Origin of the sequence: Brevibacillus sp. BD137 (genome assembly GCF_041644655.1) — a bacterium.
GTDB classification, from domain to species: domain Bacteria; phylum Bacillota; class Bacilli; order Brevibacillales; family Brevibacillaceae; genus Brevibacillus; species Brevibacillus brevis_D.
The window spans coordinates 714,512-734,010 of sequence record NZ_JAOTNO010000002.1; the positions used below are offsets into that span (position 1 = coordinate 714,512).

General features: G+C 44.6%; 21 protein-coding genes and 2 pseudogenes. 8 read left to right on the top strand and 15 right to left on the bottom strand.

What is annotated here, in order from left to right; all coding sequences use genetic code 11:
• Window positions 1–912 precede the first annotated feature (912 nt).
• Complete coding sequence (locus tag ODZ53_RS06600) at window positions 913–1,755, top strand: discoidin domain-containing protein (RefSeq protein WP_372676380.1); 843 nt, start codon at window positions 913–915, stop codon at window positions 1,753–1,755.
• A gap of 42 nt (window positions 1,756–1,797) precedes the next feature.
• Here the strand turns inward: ODZ53_RS06600 and ODZ53_RS06605 are convergent, their stop codons facing one another.
• The 6 genes and pseudogenes from ODZ53_RS06605 to ODZ53_RS06625 form a co-directional block, all read right to left on the bottom strand.
• Window positions 1,798–2,472: an SOS response-associated peptidase gene (locus ODZ53_RS06605; RefSeq protein WP_372676381.1), complete on the bottom strand. Its 675-nt coding sequence runs from the start codon at window positions 2,470–2,472 to the stop codon at window positions 1,798–1,800.
• 52 nt (window positions 2,473–2,524) lie between these two features.
• Complete coding sequence (locus ODZ53_RS06610; RefSeq protein WP_372676415.1) at window positions 2,525–2,782, bottom strand: hypothetical protein; 258 nt, start codon at window positions 2,780–2,782, stop codon at window positions 2,525–2,527.
• A gap of 73 nt (window positions 2,783–2,855) precedes the next feature.
• Window positions 2,856–3,248: pseudogene (locus tag ODZ53_RS06615) on the bottom strand (ATP-dependent DNA ligase); the annotation flags it as partial.
• Window positions 3,249–3,392: 144 nt separating this feature from the next.
• The gene (locus ODZ53_RS29410; protein WP_483862214.1) at window positions 3,393–3,644 is read right to left on the bottom strand and encodes a YhjD family protein; all 252 of its coding nucleotides are present in this window, start codon (window positions 3,642–3,644) and stop codon (window positions 3,393–3,395) included.
• A gap of 145 nt (window positions 3,645–3,789) precedes the next feature.
• A complete protein-coding gene (locus ODZ53_RS06620) occupies window positions 3,790–4,017 on the bottom strand; it encodes a YolD-like family protein (RefSeq protein ID WP_372676382.1) in 228 nt (75 codons plus the stop codon).
• On the bottom strand, window positions 4,001–4,183 hold the full coding sequence (locus tag ODZ53_RS06625; RefSeq protein WP_372676383.1) for a hypothetical protein: 183 nt from the start codon (window positions 4,181–4,183) through the stop codon (window positions 4,001–4,003). Before ODZ53_RS06625 ends, ODZ53_RS06620 begins: the two co-directional genes overlap by 17 nt.
• Before the next feature lie 124 nt (window positions 4,184–4,307).
• Between ODZ53_RS06625 and ODZ53_RS06630 the strand changes: the two genes are divergently transcribed.
• Entirely contained in the window at window positions 4,308–4,511 is a 204-nt protein-coding gene (locus ODZ53_RS06630) for a hypothetical protein (RefSeq protein ID WP_372676384.1), read from the top strand.
• Between the two features lie 238 nt (window positions 4,512–4,749).
• Here the strand turns inward: ODZ53_RS06630 and ODZ53_RS06635 are convergent, their stop codons facing one another.
• The gene (locus tag ODZ53_RS06635; protein WP_372676385.1) at window positions 4,750–6,117 is read right to left on the bottom strand and encodes a DJ-1/PfpI family protein; all 1,368 of its coding nucleotides are present in this window, start codon (window positions 6,115–6,117) and stop codon (window positions 4,750–4,752) included.
• A gap of 526 nt (window positions 6,118–6,643) precedes the next feature.
• Between ODZ53_RS06635 and ODZ53_RS06640 the strand changes: the two are divergent.
• Both ODZ53_RS06640 and ODZ53_RS06645 read left to right on the top strand, forming a co-directional pair.
• A pseudogene (locus ODZ53_RS06640) lies at window positions 6,644–7,584 on the top strand (IS110 family RNA-guided transposase).
• A gap of 197 nt (window positions 7,585–7,781) precedes the next feature.
• Complete coding sequence (locus tag ODZ53_RS06645) at window positions 7,782–8,342, top strand: tyrosine-type recombinase/integrase (RefSeq protein ID WP_372676386.1); 561 nt, start codon at window positions 7,782–7,784, stop codon at window positions 8,340–8,342.
• A gap of 71 nt (window positions 8,343–8,413) precedes the next feature.
• On the opposite strand, the gene glnA is transcribed toward ODZ53_RS06645, so the two are convergent.
• From glnA to ODZ53_RS06675, 6 genes are all read right to left on the bottom strand, one after another.
• The gene (gene glnA, locus ODZ53_RS06650) at window positions 8,414–9,748 is read right to left on the bottom strand and encodes a type I glutamate--ammonia ligase (protein ID WP_015891640.1); all 1,335 of its coding nucleotides are present in this window, start codon (window positions 9,746–9,748) and stop codon (window positions 8,414–8,416) included.
• 35 nt (window positions 9,749–9,783) lie between these two features.
• Window positions 9,784–10,194: a MerR family transcriptional regulator gene (locus tag ODZ53_RS06655; RefSeq protein WP_015891641.1), complete on the bottom strand. Its 411-nt coding sequence runs from the start codon at window positions 10,192–10,194 to the stop codon at window positions 9,784–9,786.
• A gap of 168 nt (window positions 10,195–10,362) precedes the next feature.
• Window positions 10,363–11,640 carry a methionine gamma-lyase family protein gene (locus tag ODZ53_RS06660; RefSeq protein WP_372676387.1) on the bottom strand — a complete coding sequence of 426 codons (1,278 nt, stop codon included), beginning with the start codon at window positions 11,638–11,640 and terminating at the stop codon, window positions 10,363–10,365.
• Between the two features lie 7 nt (window positions 11,641–11,647).
• On the bottom strand, window positions 11,648–12,940 hold the full coding sequence (gene hflX, locus ODZ53_RS06665; protein ID WP_015891643.1) for a GTPase HflX: 1,293 nt from the start codon (window positions 12,938–12,940) through the stop codon (window positions 11,648–11,650).
• Between the two features lie 85 nt (window positions 12,941–13,025).
• A complete protein-coding gene (locus tag ODZ53_RS06670; protein ID WP_372676388.1) occupies window positions 13,026–13,943 on the bottom strand; it encodes an RNA ligase family protein in 918 nt (305 codons plus the stop codon).
• Window positions 13,944–14,150: 207 nt separating this feature from the next.
• Complete coding sequence (locus tag ODZ53_RS06675; protein WP_372676389.1) at window positions 14,151–14,459, bottom strand: hypothetical protein; 309 nt, start codon at window positions 14,457–14,459, stop codon at window positions 14,151–14,153.
• 307 nt (window positions 14,460–14,766) lie between these two features.
• Between ODZ53_RS06675 and ODZ53_RS06680 the strand changes: the two genes are divergently transcribed.
• The gene (locus ODZ53_RS06680) at window positions 14,767–15,717 is read left to right on the top strand and encodes an AAA family ATPase (protein WP_041749481.1); all 951 of its coding nucleotides are present in this window, start codon (window positions 14,767–14,769) and stop codon (window positions 15,715–15,717) included.
• Between the two features lie 30 nt (window positions 15,718–15,747).
• Here ODZ53_RS06680 and ODZ53_RS06685 read toward each other — a convergent pair whose 3' ends face one another.
• Window positions 15,748–16,500 (bottom strand): DUF4184 family protein, encoded by a 753-nt coding sequence (locus ODZ53_RS06685; RefSeq protein WP_372676390.1) that lies wholly within the window; start codon window positions 16,498–16,500, stop codon window positions 15,748–15,750.
• Between the two features lie 20 nt (window positions 16,501–16,520).
• Window positions 16,521–17,006: a translation initiation factor IF-3 gene (gene infC, locus ODZ53_RS06690; protein ID WP_372676391.1), complete on the bottom strand. Its 486-nt coding sequence runs from the start codon at window positions 17,004–17,006 to the stop codon at window positions 16,521–16,523.
• 201 nt (window positions 17,007–17,207) lie between these two features.
• On the opposite strand from infC, the gene ODZ53_RS06695 reads away from it, so the two are divergent.
• The 3 genes from ODZ53_RS06695 to ODZ53_RS06705 all read left to right on the top strand — a co-directional run.
• Window positions 17,208–17,675, top strand: a complete 468-nt coding sequence (locus ODZ53_RS06695; RefSeq protein ID WP_015891650.1) for a MarR family winged helix-turn-helix transcriptional regulator — start codon at window positions 17,208–17,210, stop codon at window positions 17,673–17,675.
• 48 nt (window positions 17,676–17,723) lie between these two features.
• Entirely contained in the window at window positions 17,724–18,956 is a 1,233-nt protein-coding gene (locus tag ODZ53_RS06700; protein WP_372676392.1) for a multidrug effflux MFS transporter, read from the top strand.
• 112 nt (window positions 18,957–19,068) lie between these two features.
• A partial coding sequence (locus ODZ53_RS06705; RefSeq protein WP_064202666.1) for a VOC family protein occupies window positions 19,069–19,499 on the top strand: 431 nt, incomplete at its 3' end.

The following is a 19,499-nucleotide window of genomic DNA, read 5'->3' on the forward strand; positions in this document are numbered from 1 at the left end:
GCAAGTAATAATTCAAAAGCCCGCTGTATCGCCTAGACTGTTCATCTGGCAGTAATGAGTACCCTAGCAAGAGCTCCCCCAATGATCATTAAAAGTCCCTGTTTCTTCCTGTTTTTTTATCCATGAAACTCAACCTCTCAATATTACTGGCTTTGTATTACCCTCCAACTCAATCTGTAGACAAAGTGCAGCAGCCAACTCATGAGCAGAAGCATATGCCGATCCCAAAATGAGCTTTTCGTTTAGGGCTTTGCCATTAACACGAACATCCTTCGTCTGTTCAATCAACCCCACTTTCCTACCAACAGCAGTGTAGTCAGAAAAAAACAGTGAGCAAAAATGTTAAACCTCTTAAAAAATCAAATTTGCCCACCATATAGAAAAACCCCTCGCACCTACAGGCACAAGGGGTTTCGCTTATTAATAAGCAGTCATGTATTGCTCGCGCTCCCAATCGTGAACGCGTGTGCGGAACATGTTCTTCGTTTTCAATCGGTTTCAAAACTCCATGAAAACCGCATAAAATCAACAGTTCCACCTGCTGATATTTCAAATGAAATGAAATCAAATCATTTCATGATTTTGTGGGTGATTTGTGGGTGCATTATGCATGTTGAAAAGCCCTATATTATGCTGAATTGGCCCTCCAATTTTGGAGGGCTTTTGTCTTTGTTTAGTATTTGTTTCGTGTACCCGCAAATTCCGGATACGAATAGACACTTCACAGCAAAAAACCGTCTCCTCAAAACAGGGACGGGTTAGCTATTTTTTGAACGCCTTATGAACATTTCTCTGAGTATTCCTTTGATTTGAATTTATACCTTTTACTGTTTTGCTCAATTCAACCAATTGTAATATATTTCAATGGTGATTTCATCTATCATCCATTTTTAACAGATCAAGGAGGTTTTTATGAATTTTGTAAAGACGAGTAGTAAGGTTTTTTTTAGTTTGGTACTTATCATTTCTATTTTATTTTTTAGTCAAAACTTCGGTTTTGCTGAAGATGAGTACAGTGGAGATTTAATTCCTGCGATGACAAGTAACGATAGTCCAAGTGGGCTAGCAAATGCAAGCACTGAATGGAGTACGAAGCATAAAGCATACCGGGCATTTGATGATAAAGATGATACTTATGGATGGGCTACAGCTGGCGGTACTATTAAAGGCTGGTTACAATATGAATTTCCAGAACCAAAGAAAATTTCCAAATACACTGTTAAATCACGGGATGCTTATAAAGGTGAAAGCCCCAAGGATTGGACATTTGAAGCATTTGATGGTCAAGACTGGATCGTATTAGATACACAAACTGATCAGACAGGCTGGGCAACAAATTTCAAAAGAGATTACACATTTAACAATGACAACTTCTACAGACAATACCGTATTAATATAACAGCTAACAATGGCTTTTCTTCATTTACAGTTATTGAAGAATTTGAAATGATGGAGAAAATAGGAACCACGAATCCCGATCCTAACCCAGAACCAAATCCCGATCCAAAACCAGAGCCAACTGGTGATAACGCACTTCTTGTTATTAAAATGATCAGTGGCCTCGAGAAAGAATTTGAATTAACCTCATCCGAGGTACAAGACTTCATTGACTGGTATAATGGCCGTGCAGACGGACGTGGCAAAGAAACATATATGTTCGATAAGAACTTTAATAAGGGGCCATTTGCTTCTAGAAAAGATTATGTAGCTTTCAGTAAGATTCAGTCCTTTGAAGTTTTGGAATATACCAAGTAACACGGCGAGGCACCTCCTATAAACCAGGAGGGTGCCCCTTTTTTATAGATTAGCAATCTCTTCGATACATTCTGGCATGTCGTTTTTCGGACTGCCAACCATTGCTGGAACAGGGTAGGCTTTCATCTTTTCGTGATCATATGGTGTTAGCAACGATTGTAACAAGTCAGCATCGAACTTCTCACGATCTAACCATATTCCCTCGTCTTCTTGTCTCAGTATCACAGGCATCCGGTCATGAATTGGCCCTACAATCTCGTTTGGGCGTGTTGTGATGATCGTACAGGTATGCAACTTCTCGCCTGCTAGATTCATCCAGGTATCAAACAAGCCCGCAAACGAAAAAGGCTCTCCATTTTTCATCATGATTCGCATCGGTTGTTTGCCTGACTCACGCTGCTGCCACTCATAAAATCCATCTGCTGGTACAATGCACCGTTTTCTCTCAAACAGCCGGCGAAAGGCTGGATTTACAGTGAGCGTCTCAGCTCGAGCATTTACCATCTTATACCCGCTCTTCTCATCCTGCGCCCAAGACGGAACTAATCCCCATTTTAGCTGACCAATCCGCCGCTTACCTTGATCGGAAATAATAGCAGGGATTAATTGGCCTGGTGCGATATTGTATCGTGGCTGCATATCAAAAGGTATAACCTCGATTTGAAACCTTGCATTCCACAGCTCCAAATTTGTCACCAGCGTAAAACGTCCGCACATACTATCACCTCTTAGTACAATCATAGCCGAATGGCAGCTTGGTATACCAGCTCTAAGCAGTCAGAATGAAATCAACAAATACTGGTGATCGCAACATGCCGCTCTTCGTCCAATTCCGCATTTTGACACGTGCTTTTACTTGCGGCTGGACGTAAACGAAATCGCGATCCTCTCCAGTTATTAACTGTTTCGCCACCCCGTAAAACGCCTGCTTGTGAGTAGGTGGGACACCAAGTTCGATCACACCTGCTGGTCGACCGTTGTAATGTGCCAACCATTTTACGCCATCCAGCAATATGAATGTCAACATAGCTATAGTAGATTATCTTTAAGAAGTCATCCGTCCGCTTATCTGCATGGTATCTCCCATCCTTGAGCTTGGCGACTATACCCTCCATATCTCTGGCAACAATTGCGTCCCATATGTCCTCGCCTCGGCCGTCAATGTACGCTATTTTACTCATGGTCGGGGTATCGGTTATTGCCCGGTCCAGGACAGCTTTGCGCTCCATTAGAGTAAACCCGCGCAAGTCGGTGTCGTCATAACGCAGGATATCGAACACGACGTAAGATATCGGCAGCCGCGATCGCTTTGACTGGAATCTCTTCATTGTCAACTCGAAGTCCGGAATGCCAGTATCCGGGTCCATCACCGCGAGTTCTCCGTCCAGTATCATGTCAGGGCCATCTGTTATGAGTTCGGGGTACTTCGCTGTTACATCGTTGTTGTGCCTTGTATAAAGTCGCGTCTCGCCATTTCTTCTGGATAAAATCAAGCGATGGCCGTCGATCTTTGGCTCGAAGACGTATCGTCCGTCTGAAATGGTTTATCACCTTGCTCTAGTAACATCGGGTATATAAATTCCATATAGCATCACCATTATAATTGTATCAATACCGTAAGAGACATGCGCTGGTAATTACTTCGCCCGCTGCTTGGCGTCGTATAGAAAATTATTAAGCCGCGCCTGACATTCAGCTTTTAAATGTACCACATTGTAAATACATTCTTCTCGACGACCTTTAACCGTAACAAGAACCAAGTAAAAAAAGCCGTCGGTTGTCTTCTGAACATGAATTTTTCCGCCAATCCTCCCAAACTGACTCCGGTATTCATGGTGTTTCCGCTCCGCCCACATCGATACCGTGTCGAACATCGGGCGGTACCACAATTTAAGTTGATCTTGATTTAGACTCTGTGGCGCCTTAAAAGCATACCGTATAGGACCGTTTCATGCAGGATTTCTCGCCATTGGTCAGGTTGAATCATTGTCGCTACACCCGCTCTACCTGCAGCATTTTTTCCAAGGGCACCCACTATACACCATCGACTCGAACAAGCTTGATCTTGTTCTCGATTCGGTCGATATCCTTGACCACTCCCCATTCTCGACGGATACAGTTCTCGTGCCAACTTATGTTGACCGCATAGTCTTTACGTACAGAGTCGTAAATGATCACGTTCATTTCTGCCAAGGAATCTGGGTCAACCTCGGGTAACGGAACAAAGACTTCCTCATAGTGATGTTCATACAGTAGGGTCATTCGATGTCTCCTCCACCAATCCAGCCTCTATCAAATCTCGGAGAATGTCAGGGGCGCATCCAGGACTTGCCCCAGTATGGATTTTGCGTATTGCTTTTAGGTGCTTTGGGGTTAAAACCGGAACAGCTTGGAGTTTGCCATCAATTACCGTTTGGATTGTCTCCATGTTAATCATCCTTTTACAAGCGTTTGTTCTCATCAAATACGAACAATGTGCGAACGTGCAATTACTTATTTTGTAACACACGGACGAGTGGTACAATGTGGAAAAAAGGGGACGGCGATCACGGATGAAATTCGGGATGAGGAAACCAAGCCTAAAAAAGAGGATATCAGCACGGACCAGTCTGAAACGCCAAGTCGTCCATCGGGCATTAGTGAAAATGCCTCGGGGATGGGGATGGTTGAGAAATCCGAAGAAGTATGTACACAACAAGGTTTACCAGCGAACATCGTTTGATATTTTCTCGCTAATTAAGAAGTTGTTCAAATAAAAAAGCCCTCCCAGATTGTCCAAGGGAGGGCTTCCGCATTAGTTGAAATGGTTGTTGCTCCATGCAAAAATCTGACGGCAAGTTATCCAACTAACGAGCAGTTATGGTTAAGAAATCACTAGATCAACAACACCAGTATAAATCATTTTTTCATCGGAAAGATGGAGAGGCCTAGAAAACAGTCTATTCTTTCAGCCAGCACCCCTGATCGGCCACCTTCAAGTCGGATAGAATGTCACTACCTTGATGGGCTTATATCTTTTTTCCTGCGGAAGAAGCGCTGATCGATGAAAAAAGCAACGATCAAGGATAGGATGCCGAGCAAAATTGGTACGCCAAACGCTTCCAAAGAGAAGGTTCTACCTTCTAGCTTCAGATGATCGGTGGCGCGATATTCGAGCCGCTTTGCAGCAAATTTCGCCGTCCCAATATCCTCCTGCTTGGCCAAATCCTCGAATGCAGGATCCATTGCAAACCGATCCATTGCTTCGCGATGTAAGTACAGTAGTTCCGCGCTGTTGCCGCTTTCGTTCCATTGGTTGATGTCTTTGGCGGCGGCTGATTCGGCATCGGCACCGACGACAATCATTTTCGCTAGTTTCGGCACGTTTTTTATCTGATAGCGCGCGACTAAGTTCAGGCCATGCTTCGTTACGATCGGTTCGTTTGCACCGGAAACAGTCAACGTCGAAGTCGTGCCAGAAGCAGCGTACGTATCGAAGGCGGCGGACAAATCTAGTTCATCAACGCCGTTATACAGCAGAACGCCCGCTTTTACTTTGTTCCATTGATAAGCATTGTTAAGTATGAACGTTATATCGCTGAGCCCGGCAGTGAACGGTTCCATTTGCGGTTTTTTCACGTAATCGTAAGATGGATAGTTCATCTCTACCGCTACTTTCTCCGCCGCCTCCTCACCCAACTGCTGTGAGATGACATATAGTGTAGCGTCAATTCCCGATGTCAGACCCGCAGAAGATATGATATTGCCTTGTGGGACGTAGCGCAGATCTTTCACCCACTGGACTTTCGGATATTGTTTAATGAGTCGGTCGATGTCTCCCCAGTGCGTCGCGGCAGATTTGCCGTTAAGTAAGCCAGTATCAGCCAGGTTTTCTGCCCCATTGCAAATGGAAAGCAATAAAGTCTTGTCGCTTGCGTGCTTCTGAATCCATTCGCGGACAGGCGTATATTTTTTCTCATCAAGAATCGGCATAAACGGTATGACGATAATGTCCGGGCTTTTGCCGAGCATCGCATCCATTTCGTCAAACGAATAATGCGGAACGACATCGAGTCCGCCGGTTAGTGATTTTATTGCACGATCGGGTGCAACGCCGTATACATTGTAAGCTTCCGTCATCGCAAACATCTCGTATGGGACGAGAAAATCGAACACTTCTGTTGATTCATTCGCCAGTAACACTGCCACTGTCGGTTTGTTTGCGTCATATTTCGGTACCTGCACATTCGTCAATGCAGGTGCGGCTTTATCGTAAACCGACATTACCTCATTCATTGTATTGACGAACCCGAGTGTGCCTGCACCTCCTACTACGACAACAAAAACGATGAGATAAATACTGATTCGCCATACAGTTTTCACATGCTTACTCTCCCTCAGGCTAAATTCCTTACCCATAAAATGTAACAAACCAATATTTACTTATCATCAGTCTGTAGCCCGATTACGGGGCTGGCCTAATGTAGGAACCACCTATGGACCCAGGTCTCTTTCCTTTTCTAAACGTGACTCGATAGGGCTATATGCAAAAAATGTTTTGAAATGATATACGGTAACCAAAATGGCGCTACCTCGTTCAAGCTGGTTTATGAAGAGGTTTGTCGATAGATCATAATGTTGTTCAAAATGTCTCTTCGAGCTACACCCTAGCATGAAAATGGGTTTGGCTCTTTTCGTTTTTTCCCAAACTGGTGAATAACCTTGGGTGAACGAATACGTGGCTTTTTATGGTAGCTTGACCCTGTAAATAAAACTGTATGGAACAGCTTTGAGCACACCCCACTGTTGACATGGCTAGTATTACTCGGCTTTGATCACGAACAGAAAAATTCTTTTCTTCAACTGATCCATTCACCCTTGGATTATAAATGAAGAGGAGTCTATCGGTATGGACATAATCCTAACTCATTGTGCAGGTTTGGATGTTCATCAAAAGAACATTGTCGTTAGCGTCCTAATTGGCAAAGAAGATGAAATACCCCAACTTTGAAACTCGCACCTTTTCGACCATGACCCGTAACCTATTTGAAATGTTGAAGTGGCTCGAAGAAAATGGCGTCACGCATATTGTTATGGAGAGTACAGGAGTATATTGGAAACCTGTATATAACATTCTTGAAGGGTATTTCGATATTACCTTGGCAAATGCACAACGGATTAAGAATGTTCCCGGTTGTAAGACCGATATCTTCGGAGTGTCTGGTCGGAATCTGTTGACTCGTCTATTAGAACAAGGGTTTGTTGATGAATATGAAATCTTGAATTGTGTGAAAGGAAAAGTCAAAAGCAAAGTTAAAGACATTTCGGACTCGTTATTTGGTACGATAACTCATCACCAAATCTTCTTGATCCGTCAATCGTGGAACCACATCGTGTTTTTGGAGAAAACGATTCGGTCTCTTGACCAAGAAATCGACAAATATTTGGAGCCTTACAAGGAAGAAGTACAGCTTCTTCAATCCGTACCTGGAGTTGAAAAACTAACGGCAGCGACTCTACTTGCTGAAATGGGGCCTGATATGAGTCAATTCCCAACTGCTGCCCATTTAGCTTCATGGGCTGGTGTTTGTCCAGGCAATCATGAAAGTGTGGGTAAAAAAAGCCGTTCGCACCCCGAAGGGGAATCCACACATAAAATCTGCCCTTTGTGAAACTGCATGGGCAGCATCTCGAACGCGCAACACGTATATGTCTGCAAGGTATTGGAAATTGGCATCTAGACGAGGCAAGAAAAAGGCACTTGTTGCCCTTGCCCATAAGCTATTAACGATTATGTACCACTTGTTGTCTAACAAGGAATCGTACATAGATAGAACAACTGCCTCTTGAACTTATTTATTATGTCCATTTTTATAGGTGACTATACAGGCATCTAAAAATTCGATGTCTCGGGCATTATATTGCCATTTTTGGTTACTTCGTGACTTAGCTAAAAACTCCGTTCCTTACTTGGCAATTATTCAACGAATGGATTTTCACAGAAAAAAGGAAGCACAACTTGCAGCAGCTGAAGATGAAGACAAAAATTGCTAGAGTTTCATGAACAGAGTGACATACCACTAAAGAGCTTTCTTCAGATTTGGCTGGATGAGTACAAAAAAGAAACTATCCGTAAAAACACTTATCTACTGCACCAAAGGAATATTCAGAAACACATTCTTCCCTATTTTGATAACATCATGCTTCGAGACGTAAAGCCAATAATGTATCAAAAATTTTTAAATCAACTTACTGATAAAAACTATAGTAAACGATCCATCAAGATCGTCCATACCACAATGTTTAATGCTATGGAGAAAGCAGTCACATTAGCTAAAATTGAGAAAAATCCATGCTTAGGAGTTACAATCAAAGGTCAGTCAAAAAATGATGGAATTAAGTTCATAGAATCAAGTGACATACTTCGTTTTTTACAGGCAACCCTTCAATATGATTACATCTACTGGATATTCTTCAAAGTGTTAATTGAAACTGGTATGCGAAAAGGTGAAGCAGCTGCTTTACAGTGGCCAGACATAGACTTTAAAAAATATACGATTAGCATTAATAAGACTTTGTGGGTGATTTGTGGGTGCGTTTGTGGGTGAAGCGACTTTTACACTCGCACCCACCAAATAGAAAAACCCCTCGCACCTACAGGCACAAGGGGTTTCGCTTATTAATAAGCAGTCATGTATTGCTCGCGCTCCCAGTCGTGAACGCGTGTTCTAAACATATCCCACTCAATTTCTTTCGCTTCAATAAAGTGTACCAATGCATGCTCGCCCAATGCTTCGCAAATCACCGGATCTGCTTTCAGGCACTCGATTGCTTCCTTCAAAGTAGCAGGCAAGTTCTCGATTCCGTTTGCTTCGCGGTCTTGCTCGGTCATCACGTAGATATTGCGATCAATAGCAGCTGGTGGTGTAAGCTTGTTTTTGATTCCGTCCAAACCAGCTTTCAGCATAACTGCCAACGCCAAGTAAGGGTTCGTTGCAGGGTCTGGGCTGCGTACTTCAATACGCGTGCTCAAGCCTCTGGAAGCAGGGATACGGATCAATGGAGAGCGGTTTTTCGCAGACCACGCTACGTAGCAAGGAGCCTCGTAACCAGGAACCAAACGCTTGTAAGAGTTTACGAGCGGATTCGTGATCGCAGTAAAGCTGCGAGCATGCTGCAAAATACCTGCCAGGTAATGCTTCGCTGTTTGGCTCAGTCCCATTACATCGGACTCGTCATAGAAAGCATTTTCTTTCCCACGGAACAGCGATTGGTTCGCGTGCATACCGGAACCCGCTACACCGTACAGCGGTTTTGGCATGAAAGTCGCATGCAGACCATGTTTTTGCGCGATGGTTTTAACAACCAGTTTGAACGTCAAGATTTGGTCAGCTGCTTGGAGTGCATTCGCATACTTAAAGTCGATTTCGTGTTGACCTGGAGCTACCTCGTGGTGAGATGCTTCCACTTCAAAGCCCATTTTTTCCAGCGTCAAAACGATATCACGACGGCAGTTTTCACCAGAGTCGAGTGGAGCGAAGTCGAAGTATCCGCCTTGGTCGTTCAGATCCAGCGTAGGCTCACCTTTTGCATCCAGCTTGAACAGGAAAAACTCAGGCTCTGGACCTACGTTGAATGCTGTGAAGCCCATTTCTTCTGCTTCTTTCAAGGCACGCTTCAGGATGTAACGTGGGTCTCCTTCGAATGGAGAACCATCTGGCATGTGGATATCACAGATCAGACGTGCAATTTTGCCAAACTCATTACCCCACGGGAATACTACCCATGTATCCAGATCTGGTACCAGGTACATGTCGGATTCCTCGATGCGAACGAAGCCTTCGATGGAAGAACCATCAAACATCATTTTGCCATCGAGTGCTTTTGGCAATTGGGACAGCGGGATTTCTACGTTTTTAATGATCCCCATCAGATCGGTAAACTGCAGTCGAATATACCTTACGTCCTCTTCTTTGGCCATGCGCATGATGTCTTCTCTTGTAAACTTGCTCACATTTCTCTCCTCCAGTCTCTATATCGGCTTTCTATCTAGTGGAAGAAGCGGGAAAGCTCTCCACGTATCAATGCACCCTCGCCATGGCGAGTAGCATCGCGATACATAATCTGTTGCCTTAGGAGCTGATGCAGCTCTTTGTCGGACATGTCCTTGCGTTTCTCTTCGGACGTCGTAGTAATCTCTGTTTGTTCCATAGCAGGTTCTTGCATTTGCAGGACTTGCTTGATCCCTGCAATATTCAGTCCTTTTTCAATCAGAGCCTTGATTTCCAACAAGCGATCTACGTCGTTGAAAGAAAAGAGCCTCTGCTTCCCTTCTGTGCGGGCGGGCTGAATCAGGTCGTTTTGTTCGTAATAACGGATTTGCCTCGCAGTGAGATCCGTCAGCTTCATGACGATCCCAATGGGAAAGAGGGCCATATTCCGGCGAAGGTCATCACTCATGACTTGTCCCTCCTGTTTCGTATTTCTTAGTCTTATTCTATTTGATAACAAAATCTCTGTCAATAGATGTTAGATAATATTACATGAAAAGTTATGTACAGTTTTCTTACATAAAAAAACGACATCCTCCATCATCCAGAGAATGCCGCCATTCCTTGCGTTTTTATCTTATTCACCCGGTATTTCGAGCAAGCCTTTTTCCAGCATCCCATTCAACGCCGTCAAAATTCCCACTTTTACGTGCGAGTACGTCAAACCGCCTTGAACGAAGCCCAAGTACGGTGGACGAATCGGACCATCTGCCGAAAACTCAATGCTGGCCCCTTGAATAAACGTACCGGCTGCCATAATCACAGGATCAGCGTATCCAGGCATTTCGCTTGGATACGGAGTGACGTGGGAATCGACTGGTGCTGCTTTTTGTATCCCTTGGCAAAACGCGATCAATCGTTCAGCACTGCCGAATTCCACGGATTGAATCAGGTCGGTTCGCGGCTCATGCCACAGCGGATTCGTTTTGAAGCCCAAACGCTCCAGCATTGCTGAAGAGAATACCGCTCCCTTTAAAGCTTCGCCCACGACGTGTGGAGCCAAGAAGAAGCCTTGGTACATCTCCAGTAGCGAGTAGAGCGATGCACCGCCCTCTGCACCAATTCCTGGTGCTGCCATCCGATACGAAGCAAGCTGAACCAAATCCTCGCGTCCTACTATATAACCGCCTGTTTTGACCAAGCCGCCACCCGGGTTTTTGATGAGAGAGCCTGCCATGATATCTGCACCTACGTGCAATGGCTCTCGCTCCTCCGTGAACTCTCCGTAGCAGTTGTCTACAAATACGATCAGATCAGGCTTGATTTCTTTTACAACCCGAATCATTTCTTGGATTTTCGCAATGGTGAAAGAAGGTCGATCTGCATAGCCTCGCGAACGTTGAATCCCGATAACCTTCGTCTTTGGTGTAATCGCTTGTGCGACTGCAACAAAATCAATTTCACCTTCTGGCGTCAAAGGCACGTAGCTATAACCGATGCCGTAATCCTTGAGTGAGCCCTGCCCTTCGCCGCGCACACCTACTACTTCTTCCAGCGTATCGTACGGTTTGCCCGTAATATAGAGAAGATCGTCGCCCGGACGAAGAATACCAAACAAAGAAATCGCGATCGCATGCGTACCCGAGATGATATGATTGCGCACCAAAGCGGCTTCTCCACCAAACACTTCGGCGTAAATCGATTCTAACGTTGCACGTCCAGAATCATCGTAGCCATAGCCTGTGGATGTTGAAAAATGAAATTCATTGACTTCATGCTTTTGGAAGGAACGCAATACTTTCAGTTGATTCGTATCCACCAAAGCGGAAATTTGACGGTGTCTCTCTGAGATTGTCGCTTCCACCTCAAGTACGAGAGGACGAAGCTTTTCTCCATGGGAAAAATATGAAAACATCTGTTACTTACCAACTCTCTTCAACAGTCTCTGGTTTATCCAGGAGGAATGGAGCAATCCTGCCGTATATCGGATTATCCTTGTTCACGCGGACGGTGATCAAGTAGGCCGCTTCCTCTTCATTAAATTCTTGTTCCATCTCTACCCCATCCCGATGCAAAAGGGAGAGAATGTCTCCACGTTCGACGGGAACGCGCAGTTTCATCGCATTGAAAGATTGAAGTGCAAATGACTCAATCCGGGTGAGCAGTTGCTTCAGGTCATCTTCCCGCATGGCAGAAATCAAAATCGATTCATCTGCACGCGGCAAGTAAGAACCCTCTGTAAGCATATCTGCCTTGTTGAAAACGACTAAATGCGGAATTTCTTCTGCTTTTAGCTCGCGCAAAATCTTGTCTACAACTTCCATGTGTACTTGGAAATCAGGGTGATGACTATCCACCACATGCAGGATGAGGTCTGCTTCCTTAACACCTTCCAGCGTCGAACGGAATGCAGCGACTAGACTCGTTGGCAAGTCTTGAATAAAACCAACCGTATCCGTCAATAGCACATCCAGTCCGCTCGGCAGCTCCAATTGCCTGGTCGTCGGGTCCAAAGTGGCAAACAGTTTGTCTTCCTGCAATGTGTTTGCATTCGTAAGCTTGTTGAGGATCGTCGACTTCCCAGCGTTCGTATAGCCGACTAACGCAATCTGGAACACATTGTTTTTCTTCCGACGCTCCCGATGCAATTGTCTCGTCCGAACGGTATCCTCTAATTGCTGTTTGAGCTCACTGATCCGCTTACGAATATGGCGACGGTCGCTTTCCAGCTTGGTTTCACCTGGACCACGTGTACCGATACCGCCTCCGAGACGGGAAAGCTGCTTCCCTTGCCCGGCAAGCCGCGGCAGCAAGTAATTGTACTGCGCCAGCTCTACCTGAATTTTCCCTTCTCGCGACTGTGCACGTCCTGCGAAAATATCCAAAATGAGCTGCGTGCGATCAATCACTTTGCAATCAAATACTTTATCCAAATTACGAGTCTGGCTCGGAGACAACTCATCGTTGAAAATGATGACGTCTACATCCAGCTCTTCAGCCCTCTGCGCGATTTCATCAATTTTTCCTGTCCCCAAATACCAGGCAGAATCAACCCGGTCCCGATTTTGCGTGATGACGTCCAGTACTTCTACACCAGCAGTATCGGCCAGCTCATGCAATTCTTCCATGGAAAGACGAGTTCTTTCTTCATCCCGGTTATCTAAATAGCAACCAACCAGTATGGCTGTTTCTTGCGTTTTGATCAGATCGTTCACCGATTCACGCCCCTTCCTGATTATCATACCACATTTTGCCCAAAACGTTACGACAGCGGGGCATGCCAACTGAAATCAACTTGTATCATGGGTTACCTGGCGCTTTCTCTGAGAAAAGCTCCTTGACGAAAAGCGGAATCACTTTGCTAATCGCTTTGCGGAGCTCCTTCTCATCGTATCCATCAGGCAGGGAATCGACCTCTTCCTTGAAGAGATCTTCTTGAATGCGGAGATTCAGATTTTTCAGGATAACCCCCATGTCTTTTACGCCAAAGGTCTCTTCCAGTACACCTTCGTCAATTAATTTGTAAAGAAACTTTTCCACGCGCGCGCGCGTTACATACTGCTCTACGAACAACACTTCTCCTGACTTCGGTTGATTCGGGTCTTTCGGTGGCTTTAGACGTTTGACTTCACTAAATATATCTGTGACGATCTTAACAAATAACTGTCGCCCAAAGCGATCCCGGTAATCGGTATTTTTCACGACAATGCCCTCACCCATTTCTTCATCCCGGAGCTTGCCACCTAGCACTGTTTTGCCGACAAACGATTTGAGATGCTCTTCCCCTTGGTATTCCCCCTGATAAAAGACCGGTACAAGATGCAAGCCAAGTCGCTGCGCCTCCCTTTCCACGATAGCGAAATCCACATATTCGCAGGCTACGGTATCGTACATATCAAATAAAAAGAACTGCTTTTCATACTGAGGATATTTAATTTTATGCGGATTCAACCACTCTCCGAAATAAACCATGCCCGCCAGGATTTCCTCTTTTGGGAGCTGTTGTGTCCATTGAAAAAAACCATGCAGATTCTCTTCCTCATGCAATTCCATATTTCGAGAGAATGCCCGGATGTTGTTCGTTTCTTCATCATATCGAAAACTAGCATTTGCTCCGTCAAGCTTTTCTTGAATGATAATGAAATCCCCTTCGTTGAATACACCTTCTGTCGTTTGATGACCGAAACGTATGACGTCCGTATATTTCTTTTGTTCCATCTTAATCCTCCGCATGTTTGGTAAAGCCCTTTATTTTGGAAGATTATATCATATTATGGAATTTCGAATGGGATTCCTTGGAGAAAACAGAACGACCATCACTCTTCATCACGGAGTAATGGTCGTTTACCTTTCCTCTTTGGTTAAATGACTCACTTCTCCCGTTTGTGCATTAATTTGCAGAATAATATCTACTTCTCAAGATGTCTACACAAAGTAGACAACGTATTTTAAGATAAACGTATTTGCAATCAAATATACTAGAGTGTCATAGATAATAAATATGGTGATATCCAGTGCTTTATTTATCTTACTTCGATTATTTAACCCCAACCTTTTGACACCAAGATAAATGATAGAGAGCGCCCCAATGTAAAATAGAAAATAACTAAAATAAACAGGCGCAGAATCTCCAAATGCATGTTCATCACCTAGCATATAAACAAATACTTTTCCGAAAAACAAGAAAGTCCCAGAGAGCGAGTATATCATCAAGTATTCTATTATTTTCTTCATAGGATTTACCTCCTTCCTAACACACGCCTACAATCCACTCCAATAACTTGATATCCTGTTTCATCACCATTACTTCCGGAAAAAATTTGAAAGCATTTCTGAATCAGAAGCACTTCCTTCCATTAATGAAGACGATCTTCTTGATGCAATCAAGTAGTTTCCCAAGGCACTTGTTTATCAGGTGCCAAATGAGCACATCCCATTTCGCCCAGAGACTTTTCCAATTCGATCTCTTGCATAAAAATTGGCAGGTTTTCCGATGTTCCTGAGTATACTTTCTGTATGATGGTCAAGGCAGGTGAAACATGTGAAGCAAGCAGGAGCCATTCCTCAAACTGAGGTGCTCGAATCTTCAAGTAGCAATAATCGAATTCAAGTTGTATTCAATCGTCCAGTAAGTGTTAAACAGCTAAATACTTTACCTGAAATAGTTCGTACCACGTCGAGTTCAAATTTAACAACAGTTTTTGAAGAATTAGAAAGCCTGATTGGTTTACATGAAGCCAAGAAAACGATTTATGAAATTTATGCGCTCATCAAAATGAATAAAGCAAGGGAAAGACACGGGCTTAAAATTGAGAAGCAAGTTTTTCATATGGTTTTTAAAGGAAATCCCGGTACTGGGAAAACAACAATTGCACGCCTTTTCGGAAAGATTTTCAAGGAGATGGGTGTTTTAACTAAGGGCCATCTAACTGAAGTTGAACGTGCAGACCTCGTTGGTGAATTTATTGGGCACACGGCACAAAAGACCCGTGATCTTGTTAAGAAAGCCATGGGAGGAATACTGTTTATCGATGAGGCCTACTCTTTAGCTCGTGGCGGCGAAAAAGACTTTGGGAAAGAGGCTGTAGATTGCCTTACAAAATGCCTTGAGGACTTCGGCAATGATTTCGTCTGTATCATTGCTGGGTACAACGATGAAATCGATACATTTCTTGAGTTAAATCCGGGACTGCCTTCACGTTTTCCCGTCCACATCAACTTTGCTGATTATGAGGTGGATGAGTTGATGGAAATAGCGAACGTAATGGCAAAGAACAAGGAGTATAGAATCTCTGCTGAAGCAAGTGAAAAACTGAGAAGAAGACTGCTAACAGTGACGAGTGATCCGTTTCAAGTAAATTTCAGTAATGCAAGATATGTACGAAATAATATTGAAAAGGCAATACGTGTGCAAGCGGTTAGATTGCTCAAAATCCCTGACCCAACCCGTGATGATTTAATGAATTTAAAGTCTGAGGATTTTTCCATTTAAAGACAATAAAATCCCTCATAATGAGGGATTCTACTTTTTCAATCTGAGCCTGTCCAAAGCGAAGCAAAGCACCACGATTCCAAGCAGTGATCCCGAGAGAAACGGGACAACTTGCTGCAAAGGATGGATGAGGGGTGAAATTCCTTTTACCACAAATGCGTGTAAAAAGACCGTCACGATTCCAAATAACCCCACTCCGAACCAGAACAACCATTTTTCCAAGACAGGTACCTGTCTCATGACTCTCTGTCTGTTTTTCCGCGCTCTTCGCCCAATCACATACACTATGGCCAAGCCGCCGAAAAGGGTACTACTGTGCTGTAGCAGCTTGTAAACAGGCACGTGATAATGAGCGAACGAGATGGATTGTTGCAAAAACAAGAAGTGGTCAACCATACGACCACCGTCATGCGTGAAGGCGTCCCATGCGATATGACTCAAACTGCCGATTATCGCGGAGTATACAAATACAATTGCCGTTCTCCACGCTGGCATTCTGCTTCCCTTGTTTGTGTAGTCCAGCCCTCGCCCCATCCACTCTGGCAACCGTGCAAGCATCGGCTTTTTGACCACGTACCCGTACAAAAGCGCTAATAGGATCGCGATGGGCAAATCAACCAGCCACAATCCGAGCATGGTGTGACTGTACACGCTGAATGGCTGCATCCGGAAAAAATACTCAAAATCGGGTGCCATACTGCCAAAAACAAGGGCAGAGAACGAAAACCACTTGCATTTGCGTAACGGTAGTACAATAGCCGGATGAGCAAAAGTAAAAGGCATGTGCTTACTCCTTTTCTTGATTAGAGCGGCAATAGATTGGCAACTACCTGCTTGCCGCTTACCTGAATCCCTTTATCCTGTTTTCCGCAATGAGCCAGATCTTTGATGAGCTGCTCAATTAATCGCTTGGCTTCCTGACTTTCCTTTTTTTCCAATTTTACAGTCAGCTGCACGGCATCTCCGGATGAAAGAATTCGTTCTGCCTGTCTTTTTTTCGTATCGTAATCATGGTCTTCAATGTAGGCACTTAGACGAATTTCTTTTATTTTTACGCCTTTTTCAGCTTTCCGGTTTTTGGCGTTTTCCTGGATAATCTGTTCCTTATAGTTCGTTCGATTCACTAACTGACAAGGCGGCGGACTTGAAGCCAAAGAAAGACAGACGAGGTCCACTCCCTGGTCTTTTGCCAGTTGTAGCGCTTCTTTTGTGGAGATGATTCCGAGATCTTCCCCGTTTACTCCTGTTACATGCACGACAGCCGCTTTTATTTTTTCGTTCAGGATCATCTTGATCTCACCTAACCTGTTCTTTCGATTTTCAAAGACATTACTACTTCTCCAAAGAATGCTGCGTATCCTTCCAAAGCTCGTACATGCAAATCATTTTCATGACGAAGTCCAATCGTTTTTTGTATAATAGGACAAGGCATGAACTTACGGGCGTCTTTCACAGAATATTCGTTAGCACACTAATTCATTGGGGGTACTTTGGTGGAGTTCAGTTATGCAACCGCATTAACCCATTCTGCATCGCATGTAATGAAAATGCATCGGCAAAATGTAGAATTTCTGATTCAAAAATACGACGTCTATCCTGGCCAGCCCATTCTCTTGATGCGCTTGATTGAAAAGGATGGAATGATACAAAGCGAATTGGCCCGAAAAATCGGGGTAAAGCCCGCTACGCTTACCGTCATGATTAATCGGATGGCCAAATCGGGACTTGTCGAGCGCAGAGAAGACGAACGGGACCAACGTATCTCCCGCGTTTATCTTACCGACAAAGGTCGGATGGCTACCAAGCATGTCAAAGAAGTATTACGCGTCATTGAGGAAAACTGCTTCATCGGATTCTCAGAGGAAGAAAAGGATGTATTGCGTGGCTTGCTCGATCGCATGCACAGCAACCTTCAAGCTTATTACTTGCAAAATACGCAACCCACTTCTGAGCTGTAGAGAGCTTTTTTCCTGGAAAAACAAGTGAGAAAGGTTTGACAACTTATCGTGAATCATATGGCAAAAGAACTTGATCCCTCTTCTCTGACTGGCAACAAATCACGACGGCTGTGGATGGCTGCGATTCTAGGATCGCTTTCTGCCTTTGGCCCACTGTCCTTAGATATGTATTTACCTGCACTTCCTATGCTTGCCGATGATTTGCAGACGAGCACCTCCATGACCCAGCTTAGTTTGACAGCATGCATGCTCGGTCTGTCCATCGGTCAATTATTCGCAGGACCGATCAGCGACGTACGTGGTCGAAGAATCCCTTTGATTATTGGACTCATTTTGTATGCGGTCTCTTCCTTTTTGTGTGCGGTAGCTCCCTCTATTTATACGTTCGTCTTACTTCGCTTCGTACAAGGTCTTGCTGGTTCTGCTGGAATTGTTATCGCCCGCGCTACGGTTCGCGATTTGTACGCAGGGACAGAACTGACGAAGTTTTTCGCTCTCTTGATGCTCATTAACGGGATCGCTCCGATTGCGGCACCTATCGTAGGGGGACAAATCCTGGAATTTACGACCTGGCACGGCGTGTTTGTCGTACTGGGTCTGATTGGCGCTATCATGTTTCTCGTCGTGCTGCTCGCTCTTCCAGAAACATTGCCACAAGATCGCCGCTCCAAGGCAGGAATCGGCAATACACTGGCGACCTTTGGTACCTTGCTGAAGGATCGCGTTTTCATGGGTTATGCCATGGCGCAGGGGCTGGTGACTGCTGCTATGTTTGCCTACATCGCCGGTTCGCCCTTTGTGTTTCAAAAAATATTTGAAGTGTCTCCACAAACGTTTAGTCTGATTTTCGCGATTAATGGTGTCGGCATTATTATCGCGAGTCAAATCACTGGGAAGCTGGCAGGTAAAGTGAAAGAAACTTCCTTGTTCATTGCCGGGATTACCATTGCGGGAGTCGGCGGAATCCTCCTTCTGGCAATGATTCTCCTACAAGCTGGGCTTATAGCTGTGCTCGCTCCCCTATTCTTTGTCGTATCCAGTGTAGGGATTGTGGGCGCAACAGGCTTTTCCCTTGCCATGCAAAATCAAAGCAAGGCGGCAGGAAGCGCATCTGCTCTCCAGGGGCTACTTTCCTTCATTAGCGGCGGAATTGTTGCGCCACTTGTGGGAATCAGTGGCGAACATACCGCAGTACCGATGGGGATCATCATTGCGCTTTCTACAATCGGCGCCATTGTCTGTTACGTAGTCATGGTTCGCCGAAGTTCTTCAGCATCCTGATCAATCCCCCTATTGCAAACATACGTTCTGTGTATTACAATCAAATTATGGGCAATAATAGTAAGTGGATTTGACAAGTTGGTCATATGAAAACCAAGGGAGATGTTGACACATGGCATTGCGTTTGATTCCTTACATCGTTTTGGACGGTACTGCAAGTGAAGCGATCAGCTTTTACGAGGGTGCGCTAGGTGCTGAAGTGCTATTCAAGCAAACCTTCGGTGAAATGCCGGAAAATCCGGAGTTCCCATTACCTGCAGAAGCCAAGAATCGTATCGGGCATGCTACTATTCGCGTCGGTGAAACTGAAATGATGTTTTCCGATACCTTTCCAGGTCAACCGCATCAGCCTGGTGATCAAGTGACCATCTGCATCTCGACCGATGATAAAGAACAATCTCATAAGATTTTTAATGCCCTGCAAGAAGGCGGTCAAGTGATTATGCCTCTGCAAGAAACGTTCTTCAGCCCAGCATACGGCAATGTGAAGGACAAGTTCGGCATCACGTTCCAAATTTACACGAATAATCATTGCATGGAGTA